The following is a 20,774-nucleotide window of genomic DNA, read 5'->3' on the forward strand; positions in this document are numbered from 1 at the left end:
CTCGAAGCTTGACCGCGCGCCCGCATTGCGAGATTCGGGGCTGGTGTATCTCCTGATGGATCCGGCTTTCGATCGGCTGCGTCAGGACACGCGTTTCGTTACGGTTCTTAAACAGCCAAGCTTTGGCTGAGCATTGTCCATCAAAGCAAATGATGGCATGCCTCGGCCTGCTGGACCCTGGGGGATTTATCCATGAAGAAGATCATCGCATTCACGATCGGCGCCGTTGCAGTTCTCGGCCTGTCGGCCTGCAGCAAGACCGAGACCAACAACACCTCGGTCACCATCAACGACACGGCCAGCAACGAGACGCTGGCGGATAACGTCACCGAGACGAGCAACACCGGTAACACTGCTGGCGACAGCAGCAAGTAAGACGCGCGGGCTCGCCGAGCCCGTTCGTTCGAACATGAGGCCGGGGTGGCGGATGCGCCGCTCCGGCTTTTTGTTTATCCGCCGGCTCTTTCGCGGGGCCGACGGGTTTCGATTACTCCCCGGCCTTCCCCTTCTGCAGAAGACCATCAGGGGATCACGTCCTGCACGTCCAGTTCGCCGCGATCGTCGCGCTGAACGCAAGGGCCGACCAGGCCGAGAGTTGGCCGCCGCCATGATCACGGGGGTCCCCGGAAAGCCGGCCTGCGATCGTTTCGGCTATTTCATGTCTTTCCGCAAAGTGGCGACATAGGAAATGAAGTCGGCGGGTTTCCATCCCGATCGCCACAGACGCTCCGCATTCTCCACACCGGCAGCGTGACGCTCCGAATTGTCATCGGCTTTCTGCGCGAAGAAATGGCTGCGGACGGTGCGTAAGTGTTGGCTCGGCATGACAAAATCCCCGGAACCCATCACGGGATGGGCAGGAACAACCTAGGGCAGAAAGGTTAATTCATCGGAAAGGTAACTTTCGCACATTCGGTTGTATGGTTGATTTGGATCAATTGCAGACGGGCGTCAGCCTGCCGTTTGCGCAGCAATCCAGTCATCGATCTTGCGCTCCAGTACCGTCATCGGCAGCGAACCCGTCATCAGCACTTGCGCATGAAATGCCTTGGGATCGAACCGCGCGCCCAAGGCCGCCATCGCCTTCGTCTTCAGCCGCGCGATCGTGAGCTGGCCCACCTTGTACGCCAGCGCCTGCCCCGGAATGGCGATATAGCGTTCCACCTCGGCGGTGGCGTCGGTCATGCTTTCGGGGGAATTATCGAGCATATATTGGATCGATCGTTCGCGGCTCCAGCCATTAGCGTGGATGCCGCTGTCGACCACCAGCCGCATCGCGCGCAGCATCTCGTCATTGAGTCCGCCGATCCGCTGCCATGGATCGGTCTCCATGCCGAGATCGGACCACAGGCTTTCGGCGTAGAGCGCCCAGCCTTCCTGGAACGCGGTGTTGCCGTCGAAGCGCATGAAGGCGGGCAGAGCCGTATTCTCCTGCGCGAGGCTGATCTGGAAATGGTGGCCGGGCTCGCCTTCATGGAGAAATAATGTCTCCATCTCCCAGGTGAAGCGTGAGGGCAGATCGTAGCTGTTGTAGAAGAAGACGCCCGGCCGCGCGCCGTCGGGGGTACCGGCATTGTAGGATCCGGCCGCCGCGGTCTTCGCTTGCCACGCCGGTACCGCGCGGATTTCGAGCGGAGTCTTGGGGAAGGTCGAGAAGAGCTCGGGCAGGCGCTTCTCGACCCGCGCCTTGATCGCGAAATAGCCGCCGCGCAGTTCGGCATCGTTCTTCGGCTGGAAACGCGAAGAGGCGCGCAGATAAGCGAAGAAGTCCTTGGCGCTGCCCTTGTAGCCCACCAACTGCTGCTCGCGGGCCAATGCGGCGCGGATACGCGCGACCTCGTCGAGGCCAAGCTGGTGAACCTCGGCGGCGGTCATCGGCAGGGTCGTGTTCGCTTCGATCCGATACGCATACAGCCGGTCGCCATGCGCCATGCCCGACAGGCCGACGCTGTCGCGCGCGGCGGGCAGATAGTCCGCCTTGAGGAAATCGCGCAGCCGGGTTTCGGCCGGCAGCAGCACGTCGCGGACCTGCGCGGTATACGCTTCGCGCAGCCGGGCCTGTTCGGCGGCGGCGATCCCGGCCGGGAATTGCTTGACCGGCCCCATGAAACTCGATCCCTGCACCCCCTGATCGATCTGCGCCGAAAGCTGGTCGATCACGTTGCGCACGATCAGCCTGGGCTGGACGATGTTCGCCTTCAGCCCCTCGCGGAAGCGAGCGACCGCCTGATCGAGCGCCGCGGCATATTGGCGGTTGCGCTTGAGGTTGTTGTCGTAATCCGCCGTCGTGCGGAACGGCGCGGCACCGCGGCCCGAAGCGAGTTCGGGATACCAGAGATGGATGCCGAAGAAATGATCGATCGGCCGCAGCATCGTCATGCGCAGCAGCACCGGATCGTCGAGCAATCTGAGGCTGTTCTTGGTCTGCCATTCGAACGCGTCATAGGCGATCCGGTCGGTCGTGTTCAGCCGGGCGCGGTCGATCGTGTGGAGCGCGTCGAGATCGTGATGGCCCGCCGCGCGATCGGCGGCGTAGGAGGCGAGGGTGAAGAGATCGCCGATCCGATCGGCATAGCGCATATCACCGCGCTGGAGCGCCTCCAGCGGGTTGCGTTGGAGTTCGGCCTCGTCGCTCGCCGCGAACAAGGCGAATAGCCGGTCATGTTCGGGCGTTGCCGCGGATTGGGCGGCAAGGGGGGCGGCGAGCACCGATAAGGCCGCCGCAAGATATCGAAACGGCGTCGAGGCCAATAAACGCTTCCCTTGGATCGCGACTGCCATCGCGCGCCTGCCCGGCAAAAGCAACGCCGGCCTCCGCGCACCGGCCGAAGGGCACCCGGACGCCCGCCAACGTAATGTTCCGGGTGAGGCAAGTTTTGCCAGCGCACCCAACCTAGTCCGGCAGAGCAAAAATGGCCCAGCCAAGAATTGGGAGTGAGGGGAAGATGAAGATCGGATTGGCGGCAATGTCCGCTTCGCTGATGGCGTTGGCCGTGGCCCAGGGTGCTTTGGCCCAGACAGCGGCACCGACGGGCAAGCCCGACGACGACAAGGGCATCGCCGATATCGTCGTGACCGCGACGCGCCAAGCGACCAACATGCAGGATACGCCGATCGCGATCACCGCGGTGACGGCCCAGACGCTCGAGACGCGCGGTCTCAAAAGCACCGCCGACCTTTCGAACATCGTCCCCAACGCCACCTTCCGCCGCGTGCAGGGCGCGTTCGGCCCCGGCGTCTCCGCCTTCATCCGCGGCATCGGCCAATCGGACACCAGCCTCGGCAACGAGCCGGCCGTCGCTTACTATGTCGACGACATCTATTATCCGCTCTTGCTCGGATCGAACTTCGACCTGCTCGATCTCGACCATATCGAGGTGCTGCGCGGCCCGCAGGGCACCTTGTTCGGCCGCAATGCGCTCGCGGGTGCGATCAACATCGTCTCGAAGCAGCCGAGCCTGACCGATAGCTCGGGTTACGTGCAGGCGACGACGGGTTCCTATAACCGCCGCGATTTCCGCGCGGGCTTCAACGTGGCGCTCACCGAAACGCTCGGCGTGTCGCTGTCGGGCCTGTCCAAATATCGCGACGGCTATCAGAAGCTGCTCGATTTCCGCTGCCAGATGATCAAGAACGGCACGCCGCAGCTCGCCGGCACCTTGCCGTTCACCGATGCGATCAACACGCCCTCGCTCAATGCCAGCCCGTCCAACTGCACCGTGGGCCGGCTGGGCGGCGAGGATGTCCGCGCCGGGCGCGGCACGATTTTGTGGAAGCCCGCCAGCAACATCAAGCTGACGATCAACGGCGATTATACGCGTGATCGCTCCCCCAACCCGGCCGACCAGTTGATTACGGTCACCGGCCCGGGCGGCGTCAACGTCCAGTCCGAAACCAACTATTTCGGCGTCGCCTATGACAAGCGCTTCGTCACCGGCAATCCCTACACCGCTTATGCGACCTATAGCGATCCGGTCGGCTCGGGTGTCGTGATCCCGGCTTATGCCGCGAACGCCGCTTACCCCGGCAGCCCGGCGACGCCCGCCAACACCTTCTACAACGGCTTCGGCCCGCAGCGCGGCGGCGCGCGCTTCCCCTATACGCCTTCGGTCGTGAACTGGGGCGTATCGGGCAAGCTGGTGGTCGGCGTTACCGACAGCATCGATCTCACCGGCATCGTCGGCTATCGCAAGCTGATCGACACCCATGGTTTCGACGTCGACAATTCGCCGATCACGCTGGAGCATACCCTGCTCCACATAGGCGAGGATTATAAGACCGCGGAATTGCGAGCATCGGGCAAGTCGTCGCTGATCGACTGGGTGGTCGGCGGCTTCTATTTCAAGGGCAGCGGCTACACCCACGCCATCACCTATTCGCCGCAGAGCGCGGTCTACAAGGTGCAGGCGATCTCCTACGATCCGCAGAGCAAGGCGGTCTATGCCAACATCACGGTCAAGCCGTTCGCGCGGCTCGATATCACCGCCGGCGGGCGGTATTCGGACGACAGCAAATATGTCGATTATTCGAACGATGCCGATACCAATGTCGGCAACACCATCTTCCAGGTAAAGCCGCACGCCAAGCGCTTCGACTGGAAGTTCGGCGCCGATTATCACCTCACCGACGCCACCCTGGTCTACGCTTCGGCATCGACCGGCGCGCGGCTGCCCGGCTACAATGCGCGCCCGCAGCAGCAGACCCAGGTCGGCTCCTATCCGGGCGACGAGACGCTCGCCTATGAGCTCGGTTTCAAGACCGATCTGTTCGATCACCATCTGCGGCTGAATGCCGCAGGCTTCTACACCGACTACAAGACCCGCGTGACCGGCGTGAACGGTGCCGAGGCTAACGTCCAGCTCACCGGATCCCCGACGCCGGGCACCTGCGTGCTGATCCCGCTGCCCTCGGGTGGCCCGGGCGCGACGCAATGCCGCTCGACGCCATACAATGCGGCGACCGACGGCCCGAACAATCTGGCGGGTGGCATCGGCATCACCTCGATCCCGCGGACCTATTATGTGAACACGCCGGGCAAGGTGAAGGGCTTCGAACTCGAGGCCGAGGCGCATCCGATCGACAATCTCGCGCTCAACGCGGCGGTCGGCTACTCGCACTTCGACTCCCCCGATCTGAAGCTCGCGACGCGCGCGAACGATCGGCTTGCCGGCATTCCCGAGATCAACGCCTCGGCAGGCATTCAATATACGATCCCGGTTTCGTCTCTCGGCGGCACGGTCTCGCCGCGGCTCGACTGGTTCTATACCGGCAGCATCACCGAAAGCTCGGCCCGCAACGATTATAACCAGCCGGCTTATTCGACGTTCAATCTGCGCGTCACCTACACCAACGAGAAGCACAAGTTCACCGTTGCGGCGGGTGCGACCAACCTTTTCAGCAAGCTCTATTACCGCAACTTCTTCGTCTATCAGGATATCGGCTTCCCCAACGTCAATGCCCAGCCGGCCCCGCCGCGCGAATGGTTCCTGGAGGTCGGCAAGCGGTTCTGATTTTCGGGGGCGTCCCCTGGCGAGCCCGGCCGGTGGCCGGGCTCCGTTTTTCGCCGTTGAGCAAAGAGGAAGTTTCGAATGAGGCGTTCGACCGATCACATCCTGAGCAGCCATGGCGGCAATCTCCCGCGCCCGGCCGAACTCGATGCGTTGCTGGCCAAGGCCGACGAGCACGCGCACGAGATTGCGGTCGAGCTACCCAAGGCGGTGCAGTGGGTGGTCGACAAGCAGATCGAATGCGGCGTGGATATCGTCAATGACGGCGAATATGTGAAGGCGGCCAATGGCGGCGCCTACACCAATTATATCGACGGCCGGGTCACCGGCTTCGGCTCGCGCGAACGGCCCGAAGGCGTCGAGCCCAAGCGCGCGTTCGTGGCCGAACGCGACAAGCGCGATTTCCCCGGCTTTTATGAAAGCGGCCTGTGGTTTGCCGGCTCGGGCGGCCCGATCCGCCCGGGCTTCGCGACGCCGGGCGGCATGCCGTTCCGCCCCAGCCGCCGCGAGCGGATCTGCGATGGGCCGCTCGTCTATACCGGCCAGGCCGAGATCCAGAAGGATATCGATGCGCTCCAAAAGGCCCTCATCGGCAAGGAGGGCGCCGACGGCTTCATCGCCGCGCTCGGCCCGCTCAGTATGGGCGCCGGCACGCGCAACCTCCATTACAAGGACGAGCGCGACTACATGTTCGCGGTCGCCGAGACGATGCGGCAGGAGTATAAGGCGATCACCGATGCCGGGCTGATCGTCCAGGTCGACGAGCCCGAATTTGCGACCGCATGGATGTTCTACCCCGATTGGTCGGTCGAGGAATATCGCACCTATCTCGAATTCTGCGTCGAGGTGATCAACCATGCGCTCGAGGGCATCCCCGAGGAGCAGGTGCGCTTTCACATGTGCTGGGGATCGGGCCACCGCCCGCACACCAACGACATCGAATTCCGCCACATCGTCGATCTGCTGTTCAAGGTGAACGCGCAGGCCTATTCGTTCGAGAACAGCAATGTCCGCCACGCGCACGAATATCGCGTGTTCGAGGACGTGAAGCTGCCCGAGGGCAAGATCCTCGTTCCCGGCGTGGTCGGCCATTATACCGATCTGGTCGAGCATCCCGAACTGGTGGCCGAGCGGCTGGTCAATTTCGCCAAGCTGGTCGGCATGGAGAATATCCACGCCGGCACCGACTGTGGCATCGGCTCGCGCGTCGGGCATGAGGAGATCGTGTGGGCCAAGCTCAAGGCGATGGCCGAAGGCTGCCGCATCGCGAGCAAGCGGCTGAAGTAGGGTTCTCCTTCCCTTGCGGGAAAGACCGCGCGCTTCGGCTAAGCGAACGCTAAAAGCCCTCTCCCTTGAGGGAGAGGGTTGGGTGAGGGGGATCCGAACCGCGAGGGCGGAATGCTCGCGCTGCGCGCTCGCACCCTCACCCCAACCCTCTCCCCCAAGGGGAGAGGGAGTTCTGACGAGGTAGAGATGAGCAAACCCGTACTTCTGGTCACCGGCGGCAGCCGCGGCATCGGCGAGGCGATCGCCGTCCAGGCCGCGCGCGAGGGCTATGCCGTCCTGCTCACTTATGCGGGCAACAAGGATCTCGCCGACAAGGTCGTCGATCGCATCCGTGCGGCCGGCGGCACGGCGGAGGCGGTGCAGGCCGATACCGCGCGCGAGGCCGATATCCTGCGCATGTTCGCGGCGGCCGACGCACTCGGCACGCTGAAGGCGCTCGTCTACAATGGCGGCGTCACCGGCCCTGTCTCGTCCGTCGCCGACGTCACCGCCGAGACGCTCCAATATGTCACCGACGTCAACCTCGTCGGCGCGATGATCGCGTCGCGCGAGGCGGTGCGGCGCATGTCGACCGAGCGCGGCGGGCAGGGCGGCTCGATCGTGATGCTGTCGTCGCGTGCCGTGGTCTATGGCTCGCCCGGCGAATATGTCTGGTACGCGGCGTCGAAGGGCGGGGTCGACGCGCTCGTTACCGGCCTGTCGCGCGAGGTCGGGCCCGAGGGCATCCGCGTCAACGGTGTCTCTCCCGGCCCGATCGACACCGATATCCACCCGCCCGGCCGCAAGGAACGGATCAGCAGCGGTTTGCCCCTGCGGCGCTTCGGGACGCCCGAGGAGGTGGCCGAGGCGGTGATGTTCCTGGTTTCGGACAAGGCTTCCTACATTGCGGGTGCCAATCTGGCGGTGGGCGGGGCGCGCTAACCGTCCCCCACCTCCGTTCGTGTCGAGCGACGTCGAGACACGGTTCCGAACGCTGCGCAGCGTCCCTCGACTGCGCTCGGGACGAACGGGTCGGGGTGGATTCCCTTTCGCTCGGAAACCCCTTAGGGAATCCGCATGGCACGGGGGCGGCGCAAGCGAGAGCAGTTCATCTTTCGGGCATGGACGCCCGAGGAGGACGCCAAGCTGATCGATCTCTGCCGCCTCGGCGCGACCTGCGATCTGTGGCGCACGGTCTTCCCCGATCGCCGCTTCGGCGAGGTCGCCGAGCGCCGGTTCGAGCTCAAGCCGGCGATGCCGCCGCTGCTTTAGCCCCGCATCGGCGCAACGCCGGGGCCGCCCGCGCGTCTCACCTGTGTGTCCCTCGCGCGCTTTCTCTGGATGCTGTTCCTCGGCCTGCTGCTGGCGGGGCTGGTCCAGTGGCTGCTCTCGGTGCAGCGCCGTTATCCGGAAGACCTGCCCTGGACCCCGCTCGATCTGCGTGCGCCGATCGGGCTGTTCACCGGGGCCAAGCTCGCCGCGCTCGATAGCGATCCGCCGCTCTGCCACCGCCTGCTCCGCGAGGCCGCGGTGGGTTTCGCCGCCCTGCCGCCCCGGAAGGAGGGCGCGCATTGCGGCTGGCGTGATGCGGTCCGCCTGACCCGGGGCGGCACCCCGCCCGCGCATCGCGCTCGCCTGTCCGCTCGGGGCGGGGGTCGATCTGTGGATGCGCAAGGTGGTCCAGCCGGCCGCGGCCGATCTGCTCGGCAGCCGCGTCACCGGGGTTGCCGATTTCGGCAGCTATGCCTGCCGTCGCATCTATGGTCGTGCCGAGGGGCATTGGAGCGAGCATGCCGCCGCCAATGCGATCGACATTGCCGGCTTCCGCCTCGCCGACGGACGCCGCATCACCGTCGCGCGCGATTGGGACAGAGGCGCGCGCGGCGCCTTCCTCCACCGCGTGCGCGACGGCGCCTGCCGGCTGTTCGCGACGACGCTCTCGCCCGATTACAATGCGGCCCACCGCGATCACCTCCACCTCGATCAGGCGGCGCGCGGCCGGTTCGGCGGCAGCGTGTGCCGCTGAACGCCGGCCGATGACTATCCCGCCGCGCGGCGCTATCGTCGCGGAATCGGGGAATGAGCCCGCATGTGAGGGGATGGGATGATGGCGGCGAAACGGATCAGGCGCGGCACATGGCTCGGCGCGGCGGCAATCGGTGCGGCCTTTGCGCTCGCGAGCCCGGCCATGGCCAAGGATTGCGGCGCGATGACCGGCCTCGCGCTCGACAAGGGCAAGGTCACCGCCGCGACGCTCGTCGCCCCCGGCACCTTCCAGCCGCCAGCCGGCTTCGGCCCGCCGCCGGGTATCGCCAATTCGAGCTACAAGGCGCTTCCCGCCTTCTGCCGCGTCCAGGCGACGCTCACCCCGACCAGCGACAGCGACATCAAGGTCGAGGTGTGGCTTCCCGCCGCAGGCTGGAACGGCAAGCTGGTCGGCATCGGCAACGGCATCTGGGCGGGCAATATAAGCTATGCCGAAATGGCCCTGACGCTGGCCGCGGGCTATGCCGTCGTCGCCACCGACACCGGCCATACCGGCACCGGCCTCACCGCCGAATGGGCGGTCGGCCACCCCGAGAAGGTGGTCGATTTCGGATCGCGCGCGATCCACCTGATGACCGTCACCGCCAAGGCGGCGATCAAGGACTTCTACGGCCAGGCCGCCAAATATTCGCTGTGGAACAGCTGCTCGACCGGCGGGCGCCAGGGGCTGATGGCGGCGGCGCGCTACCCCGAGGATTTCGACGCGGTCTCGTCCAAGGCGCCGGCCAATCCGATGACCGATCTGATGACGCAGAGCATGTGGGCGGGCTATCAGGCGCATCGTACGCCCGGCTCCGGCATGACTCCCAGCCTGCTCGCCTTCGTCCACAAGGCGGCGGTCGCGCAATGCGATTCGGTCGACGGCACCACCGACGGCCTGATCGCGCGCCCCGGCGCCTGCCGCTTCGATCCCGCCATGCTCGGCTGCCAGCCCGGCCAGACCAGTACCTGCCTCACCCCCGATCAGGTCGCGACGATGAAGGCGCTCTATGCCGGCGTCCTCGATCCCAAGACCGGCAGGCAGATTTTGCCCGGCTGGCCGGTCGGCAGCGAGATGCAGATGGCGGTGTTGATGATGGGTAAGGAGCCCTTCCCGGTTGCGACCGATTACTTCCGCCTGCTCGTCCACGGCAACCAGCCCGGCTGGGACTGGATGGCGATGGACTATCCCGCCGAGATGCAGGCCGCCCGCGCTTATGGTGCGAAGATGCTCAACGTCACCGCGCAGGATCTCCAGCCCTTCTTCGCGCGCGGCGGCAAGTTGCTGCTGAGCCATGGCTGGACCGACGGGCTGATCCCCGCCAGCAACACGATCAAGTTCTATGGCGAGTTGCAGCAGGTGACCCCCAAGGCCGCGCAGGAGAGCCAGCTCCGCTTGTTCATGGTCCCCGGCATGGACCATTGCGGCGGCGGCGAGGGCGCGTCCAATTACGACACGCTCGGCACGATCGACGCGTGGGTGAGCGGCGGCCCCGCGCCCGACCGCATCATCGCCACGCGCGGCGGCGCCGCCACCGGCCCCGCCATGCCCGGCGCACCGGTGCTGCCGCCCTTGTCGCGTCCGCTCTGCCCGTTCCCCGCGATCGCGAGCTACAAGGGATCGGGCAGCAAGGACGATGCGGCCAGCTTCAGCTGTACGATCGTGAGCTGATCGCCCCGCGCGGCATTCCGCCCGCGCCACACGAAAACCCTCAACCATCCCGGCGCAGGCCGGGATCTCCGCCGGCGCGGATCCCCATCCGATGGCGGGCCGCTCCACGCCATTTTCCCTGTTATTGTGAAATAACAGGGAAAATCCGGCTTTTCCCGCCGGCGATCGGCGCCGCAATCCTGCCCAAACTTTTGCAAACGCTCGATAATTCTGGCGTTTTCCCTGTGCATCGAAACAGGGAAAACGTGCCACGGAAAATCGTCGGATCAGGGAAGGGAAGTGCGCGGAACAGGGAGCGTAAGGGGGAATACAGCGCCGCATCCGTGCGAGACGTTCAGCTACAGTCCGCAGTGATGGAGGCCGTTCTGCCCTTATCAAATGCCTATTCTATCCTCTTTGGCGGCACAGTCGCTCAAATAGTGCGAGCAGACGTAGATCATCGATGCCGTAAATGGTGCGCTATCGAAACCTGTGCCTGCCAAAATTCGGAGCAGTATAGCAGTTTTACGGACGATGTTGTCGATTTTCTGATCCAGGGTTTCCTCATTGCTATGAGGTAAGCCGAACTTGCCACGCCTTCCGACCCATTCGGGCGCGGTTGAGGCGGTGCCATCATAGGTTTTTGTCGTGCAAATGAATTACAAGCGACGTGCTCGTTGTCATGCAATTGCATGACACTTGCTCAGCGCCCGGCGCCCCGGTGTTTGGCCCCCAAGCTCTCACCTATCCCTGATATGAAAGCCTCGTGTGGAGAGAGCGCCCTGCCGCTGCCGACGGGACCGCCCTGCACATCTGTCATGTCGCCAGCGCTTTCCCGAAGGCGGCAGCTCGTACGCGAGCATCGGACGTTCGCGGCATCATCTGACTTCAGCGCTTTCCACGATCAGGTCGACCAAGGCACGCAGCCGCGGCAAGCGCCTCAGGTCGCGGTGATAGCCCAGCCAGGTGTCGCGAGTGGGCGGAGCACTGCCAAGGTCGACCTCCACCAGTCCGGGCGTGGCGGCGCCCAGGGGCTTGGGCAGGACCGCGAGCCCTGTGCCCAACACGCATAACTGCGCCTGCATCTCGCGGCTGTTGCTGCGCCCGACAATGCGTGCGCTGGGCAAGCTCTCCATCAGCCAGCCCACGTCGGGCATCCCGCCAAAGCCAGTGTCCATCACCACCACCGGCACATCATCGCCCAGCGGACCATATCCGTCAGGGGCATAGAGCGCATAGGGCACCGTCATCAGCCGGCGCGCAATCACCTCGTGCTCATCAAACGGGGCGATGCGCAGCACTAGGTCTGCCTCGCGCCGCGCCAAACTGTAGACGCGCGGATCAGTGAGCGTTTCGACCACCACACCGGGGTGGCGCAGGTGGAACGCCGCCAGTATGGGCGCCAGTACGACCCGGCCGAACCAGTCCGAACAGGTCACCCGCAGCATGCCCTCCAGCCGCTGCTCGCTGCCCGCCAGTTCGCGCGACAGCGCCTGTGCCTCGGTCTCCATCCGCTCGGCATGGCGCAGCATCAGCACGCCTTCATCGGTCAGCACGAAGCCGTCAGCGGTGCGCTGAAACAAGGCACTCCCCGTAGCTTCCTCCAACGCGCGCAGCCGGCGTCCCATGGTCGGCTGCGATTGCCCCAGCCGCCGCGCCGCGGCGCCCAGTGTGCCTTCGCGCGCAATGGCGAGGAAAACCGGCAGGTCACTCCATTCGAGCGGCGCAGATGGCATGACGAACACCTCAACATTTATGAATGGCGATCATGCGGCATCGTTGATTTTCATTCAAGGATGATGGTCTCATTATCAGGCCACCGAAAAGGAGATGCCCGATGAACGCTGCACCCACCACGCTCGCTGCCTTTGCCGACATCGTCAATGGCCCCCTCAACCTACGCACGGTCGCCCGCCCCAAAGCAGGCGCAGGCGAGGTCCTGATCCGCGTCCACGCCAGCGGAACCAATCCGCTCGACACGAAGATCCTCGCTGGCGAGGCAGCCCATGCCTGCCGGCCGCTGCCCGCGGTGCTCGGCATGGATGTGGCCGGAGTTGTCCAAGAAGTTGATCCCGGCGTTACGGCCTTTGCCGCAGGAGACGAGGTCTACGGCCTGATCGGCGGTGTGGGCTCCTTGCCCGGTACCCAGGCGCAGCATGTCGTCGCGGATGCCCGCCTGCTGGCGCACAAGCCCACCAACCTGACGATGCGTGAGGCGGCGGTCCTGCCGTTGGTTACCATCACCGCATGGGAAGGGCTGATCGACCGTGCGGCCATCCGCCCCGGCATGAAGGTGCTGGTGCAAGGTGGCGCAGGAGGCGTGGGCCACGTGGCGGTGCAGATCGCGCTGGCCAGAGGCGCTCGCGTCTTCGCCACCGCATTTGTCGCAGACCATGATTACCTGCGTGGGCTGGGTGCCGTTCCGATCGACGCCAGGCGAGATGTGGCCGACTATGCTGCCGAGTACACCGAAAGTCGCGGGTTCGATGTGGTGTATGACACCGGCGGCGGGGCGATGCTCGATGCCTCGTTCCAGGCGGTGCGCCGCTTTGGCCATGTGGTCAGTTGCCTTGGCTGGGGCGCGCATGCGCTAGCCCCGCTGTCGTTCAAGCAGGCCACGTATTCCGGCGTGTTCACGCTGCACAGCCTGTTGGCCGACGAAGGGCGTGCCCATTACGGCGAGATCCTGCACGCGGCCTCCAACATGGCCGAACGCGGTCGCCTGCTGCCCCGGCTCGATCCGCGCCAGTTCACAATGGAGCAGATTGGTGAAGCCTATGACGCGGTGACCGGCCGCAACGGCGCCAAGCGCGCACAGGGCAAGATCGCCATCACCGTTGCCTGAACCATTGCCTCAAGGAGACACGTCATGACCGATATTTCTAGTAAAGTTTGGCTGATCACCGGGTGTTCATCCGGCTTCGGGCGCATCCTGGCCGAGATGGCGCTGGCACGCGGCGACCGCGTGATCGCAACAGCCCGCAAGGTGGAGCAGCTTGTCGACCTCACCGCCGGGCGCCCTGGTCAATTGTTGACGCTGGCGCTGGATGTAACCGACCCGGCATCCTTCAGCGCCGCCATGGCACAGGCCGAGGCTGCATTTGGCCGCATTGATGTGCTGGTCAAAGGGCTTTGGCCTTTACAACGCCAGCAAGTTCGCGGTCGAAGGCCTGTCCGAAGCCTTGGCACAGGAGGTCGCTCCGTTCGGCATCATGATGATCATTGTCGAACCTTGCGCCTTTCCACCGCTTTACTCGGTCGCTCGATTGCCAGGGGAGCAACTCGCCTAGCCGCCTACGAAGCCACGAGCGGCGCGACGCGCGACTTTAGCGCGGCGAACGATGGCGCCCAGCTGGGTGATCCGCGCAAAGGCATGACGTTGCTCATGAAGGCCATCTTCGCCGAACAGCCACCACTACGCCTGCCGCCAAGCCGGGATGCACTTGCGCGGATTGACGGCAAGCTGGCGGCGGTGTCCGCAGACTTGGCCGCCTGGCGCGCGTTGGCCGAGCAAACTGCGCACGACGGGCCTAGCCCAGATCAGGCCACCGCATTCCTACGTGAGGCTTTCACCAACTGACGGCGCATCAACAACCGAGGTCGAGCGCGTGAACCTCGGCCCTCTCGGCCGCGAGCGCCTGCGGGCCTCGAATGGGGTTCGAGATGTCAGACAGGCAATTCCTGGCTGTCGGCTCCCGGCAGAACTGGTCGTCTATAGCCGTGGGCTTGGACGTCCTGCTCTGGGTCGTAAGCCGACATATCGAGCGTTGGATCGGAACGGCGTATTGAGGTCGCAGGCGGTCATTTGCGCCATTCGGTTCGTAACGGCAGCTACAGTCCGTTCGTATCGCCTAAGCTGCCAAGCCGCTCCCCACTTAATCCCCGTCGTTCAGCCGCGTCGCTGATGGCGCACGTTATGCTAGCATTGCTGCTGCGGAAGCAGGGCCGTGGTCTCATGGTCCCAGGCGGGGGCGTGGACTTGGAGGGCAACGCGACCGCAACGCTGCCAGAGGGTTGGGCGGCGCGCAGTGCGCGGCGTTCGGGGGCAAGGGCGCGCGAGGGCGATGGTGGGGGACCGGCTCGGCGCTGCTCTTCCCGGAGGCCCCCCTCCCACGCCGTCGACCTCAGGCTACAGCCTCCGGCGTGACGATGATCACCACCCGTCGATTCTCGCGCCGCCCCTCGGGCGTGGCATTGCTTTCGACCGGGAACCGGAAGCCGAGCCCCCGGACGATCAGGCGATTGCGCTGCATCCCGCCCTGGGCCAGCGCATCCGCGACGGCGGCAGCGCGCTCGAGCGAGAGCTTTTCGTTGTGCCTCGCCGTGCCGGTATTGTCGGTATGCCCTTCGACCCGCGCGCTGACGATGCCGACGTTCACCAGCGCGGTGGCGGTGTGGGCCAGCGAGTCCTTCTGCGCCGCCATCAGGCGGCTTTCGTCGGTGGCGAACAGGAAGCGGTCCGCGATCCCGAACTCCCATTGATCGCCTTTGGGCTGGAAGCCGATCTGGCGGAGCACCGCCTGCTGCTCGGCGGTGAATCCGGAATGCGGTTGCGCTGGCGGCGGCACCGTACGGCAGGCCGCCAGGAAGATCAGCGCGAAGAGGGCCAACTTTAGCCGGGACACGATCATATCCTTCTTACGTTCGAATGGGTGTCGGATGCTGTGCCGGCGAGCGCCGCGAGCGCTTGTGCGCATACATTGCCGCATCGGCCGCATGGAGCAGACCGGCGGGATCGGGCCCGTCGTCGGGAAAGACCGCGATGCCGATGCTCGCCGTCAGCACCACTTCCGATCCATTCGGTAACACGATCGGTTCGGTCATGGCTTCGGCGATATGCGTGGCGAGGGTCGTCGTCTGGGTCCGCCCCGCCGGCGGTGCGACCAGGATGGCGAATTCGTCCCCACCGACCCGGGCGGCGAGGTCGCCATGGCGGAGCCGCTTGCGCAGGCGCGCCGCGAATTCGGTCAGCAGGACGTCACCGGCAGCATGGCCGTGGCGATCGTTGATCGCCTTGAAGTCGTCGGCATCGATGTAAAGGAGGCCCAAGGTCGTGCGGGCGCTGATGGCGACAAGCATTGCGGATTCGAGCCGCTCCTCCAGCAGCGCGCGATTGGCGAGCCCGGTGAGGGGATCGTGCATCGCCCGGTGCGCCAGCGTTTCGTTCTCGCTCCTGAGATGGGCCTGCCAGCTTTCCAGCTCCCCAAGCAGCGCGTTGAAGTCGCGGCCGAGCATGTCGATCTCCGCAATCGGTGCCGGAGGCGCCCGGAGGTGCAGCGCCCGTTCGATCCGCACGCGATGCGCGACGGAGGCGATGGCGCGCAGCGGTTCCATGACGCGGCGCTGCAGCCGGATCGCGACGATGTTGGTGAACCAGATCGCAATCAGCAGGCAGGCGAGCGCGCATGCCAGCCCCAGCCCAAGATAGGCGCTGAGCCCGCCAAATCCCGCATAGACCTGCACCTCGCCGATCACGCGGCCATCATGGCGTATCGGCACCCGCACGGGCGCGGACCAGAAAGCGGCGGCAAGGCGCTCCCTGAGCCGGGCAAGCATCCTCGTTTGCGGCAGGCGTTGTGCAGCGACCCGGAAGCCCCGCGCGCCGGTCACGACGATCGCGCGAACGTCGTTCCGGTCGGCGAGAGGCGCGATGGCGCTCTGTGCCGCCTCGCGATCCCTGAACACGATGGCGGGTTCGGCCACGTAGCTCGCAAGATTGCCGACAAGCTGCAGATTCTGCCGCACATAATTGTCGATCACGATGCCACTGGTCAGCATCGCCCCAAGCCCCGCCAGCCCCAGCGCGAGCAAGGTCAGGCGGAATTGCATCCGCGCCATGACGCGGCCGAGCGTCGGCAGCACCGTATCGTTCATCGGTGTGCCTCGCGGGAGAGCCGCAGGACCCGCGGATCGATCGTCACGCCTCCGCGCGAGACTGCATCGAGGTTGAGCTCGAAGCTGGTGCGGCCGGGGCCGACCTGCAGGCAGAACATGGCGCCGCTGCGGCAGGCGGGATCGTCTTCGGCAATGGTCAGGATCGGGGCATTGCGGGTGGCGGCCAGCAGGCGAGCCGCAGGAGCCGGCGCCAGCGCGCCCAGATAGACGATGTCGCATTGATCGGCGATTTGCCCCGCCGCGATCGAGGGCGGCAGCGCCCGCACCAACAGCTCCTGGTTCAGCAGGCTATTCGGCGTTTTCGTGACGAAACGGGCGACACCCGCAAGGCACAGGCGGAGCGGCATATGGGGCGTCGGCCAGCGGGTGAAACTGGCGATGCCGGTGAGCATGTCGGCGACCGCCTGCTCCGCCGCACCATCGGCGATCGGGGTGCTGACGGGCTTATAGCCGGGTGGCGACATTGCCAATGCGATGGCCACGAGTAGCAGCACCCCGGTACACCTTACCTTCCCCTGTAGCGGAAACGCTCACTAACCTCGTGCACGTTACCGAAACGATACCTACGGTCGCGCATGTCAAGGCAGGGGCCGCAGAGCAAGTGCACTGACATCATTCGTTGGGATGACGCTGAAATTCAGGCGACGCTTTACGCGACCTGCTTGCGCGCAGCGTGATGGCTGAGCTCCGCCCGCCCAACGCGGATTACGGACTACTTCACTGTATACCATCCAGCCGGCTGGATCGGCCTCGCGCTTCCGGCCACTGCCTTCAACGGCGTGTAACCGGCCTTTGGGGACGCGCCACCGCGTACATCGCGTTCGTGATGTCCTTCCACAAAGCGAGGCGATCGCCTCCTCGTGCGTAGAGATCGGCGACTCCGTGCGTGGCGCCCGACACGAAGTTGAAGTCCGCCCGCCCGCCGACCTTTCGAAACGCTGCCTCCAGCCGGTGAGCCGCGCCATCGAGATAATAGGAGTCGGCGGTTCCAACCGTCAGGTGCACCTTGCCGTCGAGATCGCGCTTCAGCCGCGGCCAATCGGTCTCGATCCGATGCGCGATATCGTAATGGTCGCGCCAGTAGGCGACGACGGCGGGATCGACCGCTCCGCTCTCCCGGTCGAACATGAAGGCGGGCGTGCCGTCGGCGCGGCGTGGCGAGAATGTCCAGTCGAAAGACCGCAACTGCCCGCCATTCCAGCCTAATATCGTCTCGGCCTTCGCATATTGCTCGATCGTCGCCAGCACCTTGTCATGGTCGCGCTCGATCGGGCGCGGCATGCCGTTCGCATCGCGATACATGTTCGCGCCCGGCGCGTAGAGATCGACCCCGAGAAAATCGTGGAAGTCACTGGGATCGGGCGAGGTCGGCCAGCTGCCGCCGAAGAGCGTCGGATACCGCACCATCGCCCACAAAGCGAACCAGCCGCCCGAGCTGTGCCCCGTCAGGAAGCGGCCCGACGCTTTCGCGTCCATCCGGTATCTTGCTTCGAGCGCTGGTATCACTTCGCTCACCAAAGCCAGCCCCCACGGACCGTTGTTGACGCTGTCGGCAAACTCGGTCGTGCCCGTCGGCGTGCCGTAATCCAGGGCCACCCAGATCATGGGCGGAATGGCGTGCGTCTCCATCAGGTGCCAGATCTGCGAAAGCAGCTGCCCATCGAGCTTGTGCGTCGTGCCGAAGCCGTTGGCGGTGTAGACGGTCGGATAGGTCGCGTGCGCCTTCGGATCGTAGCCGGGCGGCGTCAGCACCCATGCCGCGATCGCCTGGTTCGTGCCGCGGAAGCGGGTCAGCGCGGTCGACGCGATATACTCCTGGTGCAGATGCGGACGCGACGCCGCGATCTGCTCCGCTGCTCGCGGCGGCAGTCCGGTGGTATCGAACTGGCCGGTTTCCGGCGGGACGACGCGGTCGAGCGGGATCGATGGCACGGACGCTAGCGGGAAGCGGACGGTCACGACCTTGGAAACGAGATCGCCTGGGCCGCGGCCGCCATAATTATAATCGCCGTTGCGATCGAGTACGATCTGCACGCGATATGTGCCCGGCGCGATCGTCGCGAAACCCGTCGGGAAGGCGCGCTGCTGCGTATCGATCGTGACGGAGCGCGCGGCGCCGAACCCCATGACGTCGCACGCCGCGATCGACACCCCGTTCTTGTCGGACGCATCGGTATCCACCGCGTCGGCGTTCGCGTTTTCGGGCGTGGCCGGCTCGGCGAACAGCAGGAGCCGACCGCCTGCATCGGCCGCCAAGGTGGCCGGCAGCGTAACGGTGAACCGTGTTTCCGGCATCGCGGCGCCGAGCAGGGCCGGGGCGAAGATAGGAGCGAGGAAGAGGCGCATCGTTTTCCATCGGGTTGGATCCGGCAGCGTCGGGGCGGATCCGTGCGCTCCGGCATCATGGTCGTTTTCCGCCATCGAACGATCCTCCGGCTTTGGGATGGTACGGACGCCACGCACTCAGGCGGAGCGGCGGCGAGCATCGCTGACGGTCAGCCAGATCGCCGACACGAGGAAGTAGAACGCGCCGAAGGCGGCATAAGGCGCGATGTCGGCGATGCTGACGGGCAAGACGCCGCCCGCCTGTTTGAGCATATAGCCTCCTGCGAGAGCGGACTGGGCGCCGCTCAGGATCATCGCCCATTGCGCCCCGTACGACGTCCAGCGCCTGAGGCCGGTGACGAGCTGGAACAGGCCGGCCAGCACGGCCCACACGCCGAATATTTGCAGAACCGCATGCATGCCATGGCCGAGCGCTAGGCCCACGGCGACGGCCGTCGCGACACTGACGATGACATTGAGCATCTGGCTCCTGTTGCGGGCGAGACCACCGCTGCGGCTGGCGTCCAGATAGTTCGCGATCGCGTCCCATGCCGGGTAGGCGACGAGCATGACCCCCGCCAGCGCCGGCACGCTCCGGGCGATCGTGAAGGCCAGCGCGACCCACACCGCCGAGACGGCGAAGCGGATGATATAATAGGATTTGAGCCAGGTCCGGCTCGATCCCGTGTTCTGGGCATAGGGTGTCATGGCGAGTTCCTCTGGTTGTGACGAAGGCGCGCGTGCCCGATCCCGGACCCGGTCAGCCCTGATTGCGTGGTGAAGGTCGGCGGCGGCGCGGCTGCGGAGCCGCGCAGAGAGAGGTGATCTACAGGCGGAAGTGTCGCGGCAGGAGCCATCGTGCCGCCGCCGCTACCGTGGCGCACCCCACGGAATACCAGACGACGATGTAGAGCGGGTCGTTGATCGGGCAGCAGAAGGCGAAAACGAACGCGCCGCAGGTACCGGCCGCGAAGCCCGAAGCAAGCGCACTGTCGCGCGGATGGGTCGGCGCGGCGTTTCGCATCAGCACGGCCAGCATGGCCATCATCGGCAATGACAGGACGATGATGCACGCAGCGCAGAGGATTCCATGAATCGGAGCGAGACGATCGAGCAGGGTGGGCCCGATTTCGCCGGGCGGTGCGACGAACGCGCCGCCGATCGCCGCGGCGCCCGCGAGGGAAAGGGCGATCACCAGACCCCGCCTGGGTCGCGCGATCGGCGAAAAAGACCGGATCGCGACCATGCAGCCGATTCCCGCCAGGATCGCCAGGCTGCCCAGCTTCCAGAGCATATAGGGCGACGCGATCATCCGCCCCATGTCCGGCCGCATCAGCCCGATCGCCAGGAACAGGACGAGTTCGGTCGTGCCGAGCGCCAGCAACAGAGCGCCCTCGCGCAGCGCATGACGCCGCCGGACCGGAGCGAGATTGGCCGAGAGATCGAGGATCAGGGCATCAGTCGACGTCATGGGTCTTCTCTATGAAAGCAGTCAGGCGCGCGAGCCCACGATGGATGTTCATTTTCACGGCGGAGGCGGACTGGCCCGTCTGCCGGGACGCGTCCTCGATGCTGTATCCTTGCACCTTCACCAGCATGATGGCCTGCGCCTGGAGCGGCCGAAGCTCTTCGAGCAGGCTGGCAAGGACCGATGCGCTGACGACGGACATTTCGTGATCGCCGACCGGCAGGTCATCCGACAGATCTTCGGTCGGGAGACGCCCGAGCGCGCGAAGCTGATCGATCCATTTGCGCTTGGCGATCACCGCCAGCCACAACCCCAACGGATATTGCGGGTCGTAGGTGTGGCGCCGCCGATGGACGGCGAGCAACGTTTCCTGCACCGCATCATCGACATCCCCGTGCGGAAGGCGGCGCTGAAAATAGCGCTGCAGCCAATCCGAGATTTCGCCGAGCAAGCGGCGATAGGCTCCGCCATGCCCGTTCTGGGCGGCAACCATCAATCCACCCCATTCGTCCGGGGGCGTGCTTGGCGATGGCTGCTCACGGTTTCCCCGCGCCGCGCCCGGCGAGCGTTTCGAAACGAGTCTCGAGATGAGGTTCGGGCGCATGAACTCTTATTCGTCGGGAGCGCGGAAAGGGTC

Annotated in this window: 18 protein-coding genes and 2 pseudogenes; 10 read left to right on the top strand and 10 right to left on the bottom strand. The window is 65.4% G+C overall.

Annotation, left to right across the window (positions count from 1 at the left end; translation table 11 throughout):
* Nucleotides 1-192: 192 nt before the first annotated feature.
* Nucleotides 193-375, top strand: coding sequence for a hypothetical protein (locus AB4Z44_RS00990; protein ID WP_404712231.1), 183 nt, complete (start codon nt 193-195; stop codon nt 373-375).
* Nucleotides 376-651: 276 nt separating this feature from the next.
* Here the strand turns inward: AB4Z44_RS00990 and AB4Z44_RS00995 are convergent, their stop codons facing one another.
* Together AB4Z44_RS00995 and AB4Z44_RS01000 are read right to left on the bottom strand one after the other, a co-directional pair.
* On the bottom strand, nt 652-825 hold the full coding sequence (locus AB4Z44_RS00995) for a hypothetical protein (RefSeq protein ID WP_404712232.1): 174 nt from the start codon (nt 823-825) through the stop codon (nt 652-654).
* A 126-nt stretch (nt 826-951) separates the two neighbouring features.
* Entirely contained in the window at nt 952-2,709 is a 1,758-nt protein-coding gene (locus tag AB4Z44_RS01000) for a DUF885 domain-containing protein (protein ID WP_404712233.1), read from the bottom strand.
* A 236-nt stretch (nt 2,710-2,945) separates the two neighbouring features.
* Here AB4Z44_RS01000 and AB4Z44_RS01005 point away from each other — a divergent pair, with 236 nt between their 5' ends.
* The 6 genes and pseudogenes from AB4Z44_RS01005 (at nt 2,946) to AB4Z44_RS01030 (ending at nt 10,470) form a co-directional block, all read left to right on the top strand.
* The gene (locus AB4Z44_RS01005; protein ID WP_404712234.1) at nt 2,946-5,510 is read left to right on the top strand and encodes a TonB-dependent receptor; all 2,565 of its coding nucleotides are present in this window, start codon (nt 2,946-2,948) and stop codon (nt 5,508-5,510) included.
* Nucleotides 5,511-5,588: 78 nt separating this feature from the next.
* Nucleotides 5,589-6,794, top strand: a complete 1,206-nt coding sequence (locus tag AB4Z44_RS01010; protein WP_404712235.1) for a cobalamin-independent methionine synthase II family protein — start codon at nt 5,589-5,591, stop codon at nt 6,792-6,794.
* A 186-nt stretch (nt 6,795-6,980) separates the two neighbouring features.
* Nucleotides 6,981-7,715, top strand: a complete 735-nt coding sequence (locus AB4Z44_RS01015) for an SDR family oxidoreductase (RefSeq protein ID WP_404712236.1) — start codon at nt 6,981-6,983, stop codon at nt 7,713-7,715.
* Nucleotides 7,716-7,850: 135 nt separating this feature from the next.
* Nucleotides 7,851-8,045, top strand: a complete 195-nt coding sequence (locus AB4Z44_RS01020) for a hypothetical protein (RefSeq protein WP_404712237.1) — start codon at nt 7,851-7,853, stop codon at nt 8,043-8,045.
* Between the two features lie 69 nt (nt 8,046-8,114).
* Nucleotides 8,115-8,799: pseudogene (locus AB4Z44_RS01025) on the top strand (extensin family protein).
* A 78-nt stretch (nt 8,800-8,877) separates the two neighbouring features.
* On the top strand, nt 8,878-10,470 hold the full coding sequence (locus tag AB4Z44_RS01030) for a tannase/feruloyl esterase family alpha/beta hydrolase (RefSeq protein ID WP_404712238.1): 1,593 nt from the start codon (nt 8,878-8,880) through the stop codon (nt 10,468-10,470).
* Between the two features lie 857 nt (nt 10,471-11,327).
* Here AB4Z44_RS01030 and AB4Z44_RS01035 read toward each other — a convergent pair.
* Complete coding sequence (locus AB4Z44_RS01035) at nt 11,328-12,185, bottom strand: LysR family transcriptional regulator (protein WP_404712239.1); 858 nt, start codon at nt 12,183-12,185, stop codon at nt 11,328-11,330.
* Nucleotides 12,186-12,286: 101 nt separating this feature from the next.
* Here AB4Z44_RS01035 and AB4Z44_RS01040 point away from each other — a divergent pair, with 101 nt between their 5' ends.
* The 3 genes and pseudogenes from AB4Z44_RS01040 (at nt 12,287) to AB4Z44_RS01050 (ending at nt 13,739) form a co-directional block, all read left to right on the top strand.
* Entirely contained in the window at nt 12,287-13,294 is a 1,008-nt protein-coding gene (locus AB4Z44_RS01040) for a zinc-dependent alcohol dehydrogenase family protein (RefSeq protein ID WP_404712240.1), read from the top strand.
* Nucleotides 13,295-13,318: 24 nt separating this feature from the next.
* Nucleotides 13,319-13,564: pseudogene (locus AB4Z44_RS01045) on the top strand (SDR family NAD(P)-dependent oxidoreductase); the annotation flags it as partial.
* Entirely contained in the window at nt 13,563-13,739 is a 177-nt protein-coding gene (locus AB4Z44_RS01050) for an SDR family NAD(P)-dependent oxidoreductase (RefSeq protein ID WP_404714320.1), read from the top strand. The pseudogene AB4Z44_RS01045 and the gene AB4Z44_RS01050, both read left to right, overlap by 2 nt.
* Before the next feature lie 834 nt (nt 13,740-14,573).
* Here the strand turns inward: AB4Z44_RS01050 and AB4Z44_RS01055 are convergent.
* From AB4Z44_RS01055 to AB4Z44_RS01085, 7 genes are all read right to left on the bottom strand, one after another.
* Nucleotides 14,574-15,074, bottom strand: a complete 501-nt coding sequence (locus tag AB4Z44_RS01055) for an OmpA family protein (protein ID WP_404712241.1) — start codon at nt 15,072-15,074, stop codon at nt 14,574-14,576.
* A gap of 13 nt (nt 15,075-15,087) precedes the next feature.
* Nucleotides 15,088-16,323, bottom strand: a complete 1,236-nt coding sequence (locus AB4Z44_RS01060) for a diguanylate cyclase domain-containing protein (RefSeq protein ID WP_404712242.1) — start codon at nt 16,321-16,323, stop codon at nt 15,088-15,090.
* Nucleotides 16,320-16,838: a YfiR family protein gene (locus tag AB4Z44_RS01065; protein ID WP_404712243.1), complete on the bottom strand. Its 519-nt coding sequence runs from the start codon at nt 16,836-16,838 to the stop codon at nt 16,320-16,322. Before AB4Z44_RS01065 ends, AB4Z44_RS01060 begins: the two co-directional genes overlap by 4 nt.
* Before the next feature lie 277 nt (nt 16,839-17,115).
* Nucleotides 17,116-18,690 carry an alpha/beta hydrolase gene (locus AB4Z44_RS01070; RefSeq protein ID WP_404712244.1) on the bottom strand — a complete coding sequence of 525 codons (1,575 nt, stop codon included), beginning with the start codon at nt 18,688-18,690 and terminating at the stop codon, nt 17,116-17,118.
* Between the two features lie 117 nt (nt 18,691-18,807).
* A complete protein-coding gene (locus AB4Z44_RS01075; RefSeq protein ID WP_404712245.1) occupies nt 18,808-19,377 on the bottom strand; it encodes a DUF308 domain-containing protein in 570 nt (189 codons plus the stop codon).
* A gap of 118 nt (nt 19,378-19,495) precedes the next feature.
* On the bottom strand, nt 19,496-20,140 hold the full coding sequence (locus AB4Z44_RS01080) for an NrsF family protein (RefSeq protein WP_404712246.1): 645 nt from the start codon (nt 20,138-20,140) through the stop codon (nt 19,496-19,498).
* Entirely contained in the window at nt 20,127-20,630 is a 504-nt protein-coding gene (locus tag AB4Z44_RS01085) for a sigma-70 family RNA polymerase sigma factor (protein ID WP_404712247.1), read from the bottom strand. Before AB4Z44_RS01085 ends, AB4Z44_RS01080 begins: the two co-directional genes overlap by 14 nt.
* Nucleotides 20,631-20,774 lie beyond the last annotated feature (144 nt).

Source organism: Sphingomonas sp. MMS24-J13, assembly GCF_044905095.1.
Lineage (GTDB): Bacteria > Pseudomonadota > Alphaproteobacteria > Sphingomonadales > Sphingomonadaceae > Sphingomonas_I.

Bases quoted from the DNA above. Each gene is read 5' to 3' on its own strand.
- AB4Z44_RS00990 (WP_404712231.1), top strand. From the start codon at position 193: ATGAAGAAGATCATCGCATTCACGATCGGCGCCGTTGCAGTTCTCGGC.
- AB4Z44_RS00995 (WP_404712232.1), bottom strand. From the start codon at position 825: ATGCCGAGCCAACACTTACGCACCGTCCGCAGCCATTTCTTCGCGCAG.
- AB4Z44_RS01005 (WP_404712234.1), top strand. From the start codon at position 2,946: ATGAAGATCGGATTGGCGGCAATGTCCGCTTCGCTGATGGCGTTGGCC.
- AB4Z44_RS01010 (WP_404712235.1), top strand. From the start codon at position 5,589: ATGAGGCGTTCGACCGATCACATCCTGAGCAGCCATGGCGGCAATCTC.
- AB4Z44_RS01015 (WP_404712236.1), top strand. From the start codon at position 6,981: ATGAGCAAACCCGTACTTCTGGTCACCGGCGGCAGCCGCGGCATCGGC.
- AB4Z44_RS01020 (WP_404712237.1), top strand. From the start codon at position 7,851: ATGGCACGGGGGCGGCGCAAGCGAGAGCAGTTCATCTTTCGGGCATGG.
- AB4Z44_RS01030 (WP_404712238.1), top strand. From the start codon at position 8,878: ATGATGGCGGCGAAACGGATCAGGCGCGGCACATGGCTCGGCGCGGCG.
- AB4Z44_RS01035 (WP_404712239.1), bottom strand. From the start codon at position 12,185: ATGCCATCTGCGCCGCTCGAATGGAGTGACCTGCCGGTTTTCCTCGCC.
- AB4Z44_RS01040 (WP_404712240.1), top strand. From the start codon at position 12,287: ATGAACGCTGCACCCACCACGCTCGCTGCCTTTGCCGACATCGTCAAT.
- AB4Z44_RS01050 (WP_404714320.1), top strand. From the start codon at position 13,563: ATGTGCTGGTCAAAGGGCTTTGGCCTTTACAACGCCAGCAAGTTCGCG.
- AB4Z44_RS01060 (WP_404712242.1), bottom strand. From the start codon at position 16,323: ATGAACGATACGGTGCTGCCGACGCTCGGCCGCGTCATGGCGCGGATG.
- AB4Z44_RS01070 (WP_404712244.1), bottom strand. From the start codon at position 18,690: ATGCGCCTCTTCCTCGCTCCTATCTTCGCCCCGGCCCTGCTCGGCGCC.
- AB4Z44_RS01075 (WP_404712245.1), bottom strand. From the start codon at position 19,377: ATGACACCCTATGCCCAGAACACGGGATCGAGCCGGACCTGGCTCAAA.
- AB4Z44_RS01080 (WP_404712246.1), bottom strand. From the start codon at position 20,140: ATGACGTCGACTGATGCCCTGATCCTCGATCTCTCGGCCAATCTCGCT.
- AB4Z44_RS01085 (WP_404712247.1), bottom strand. From the start codon at position 20,630: ATGGTTGCCGCCCAGAACGGGCATGGCGGAGCCTATCGCCGCTTGCTC.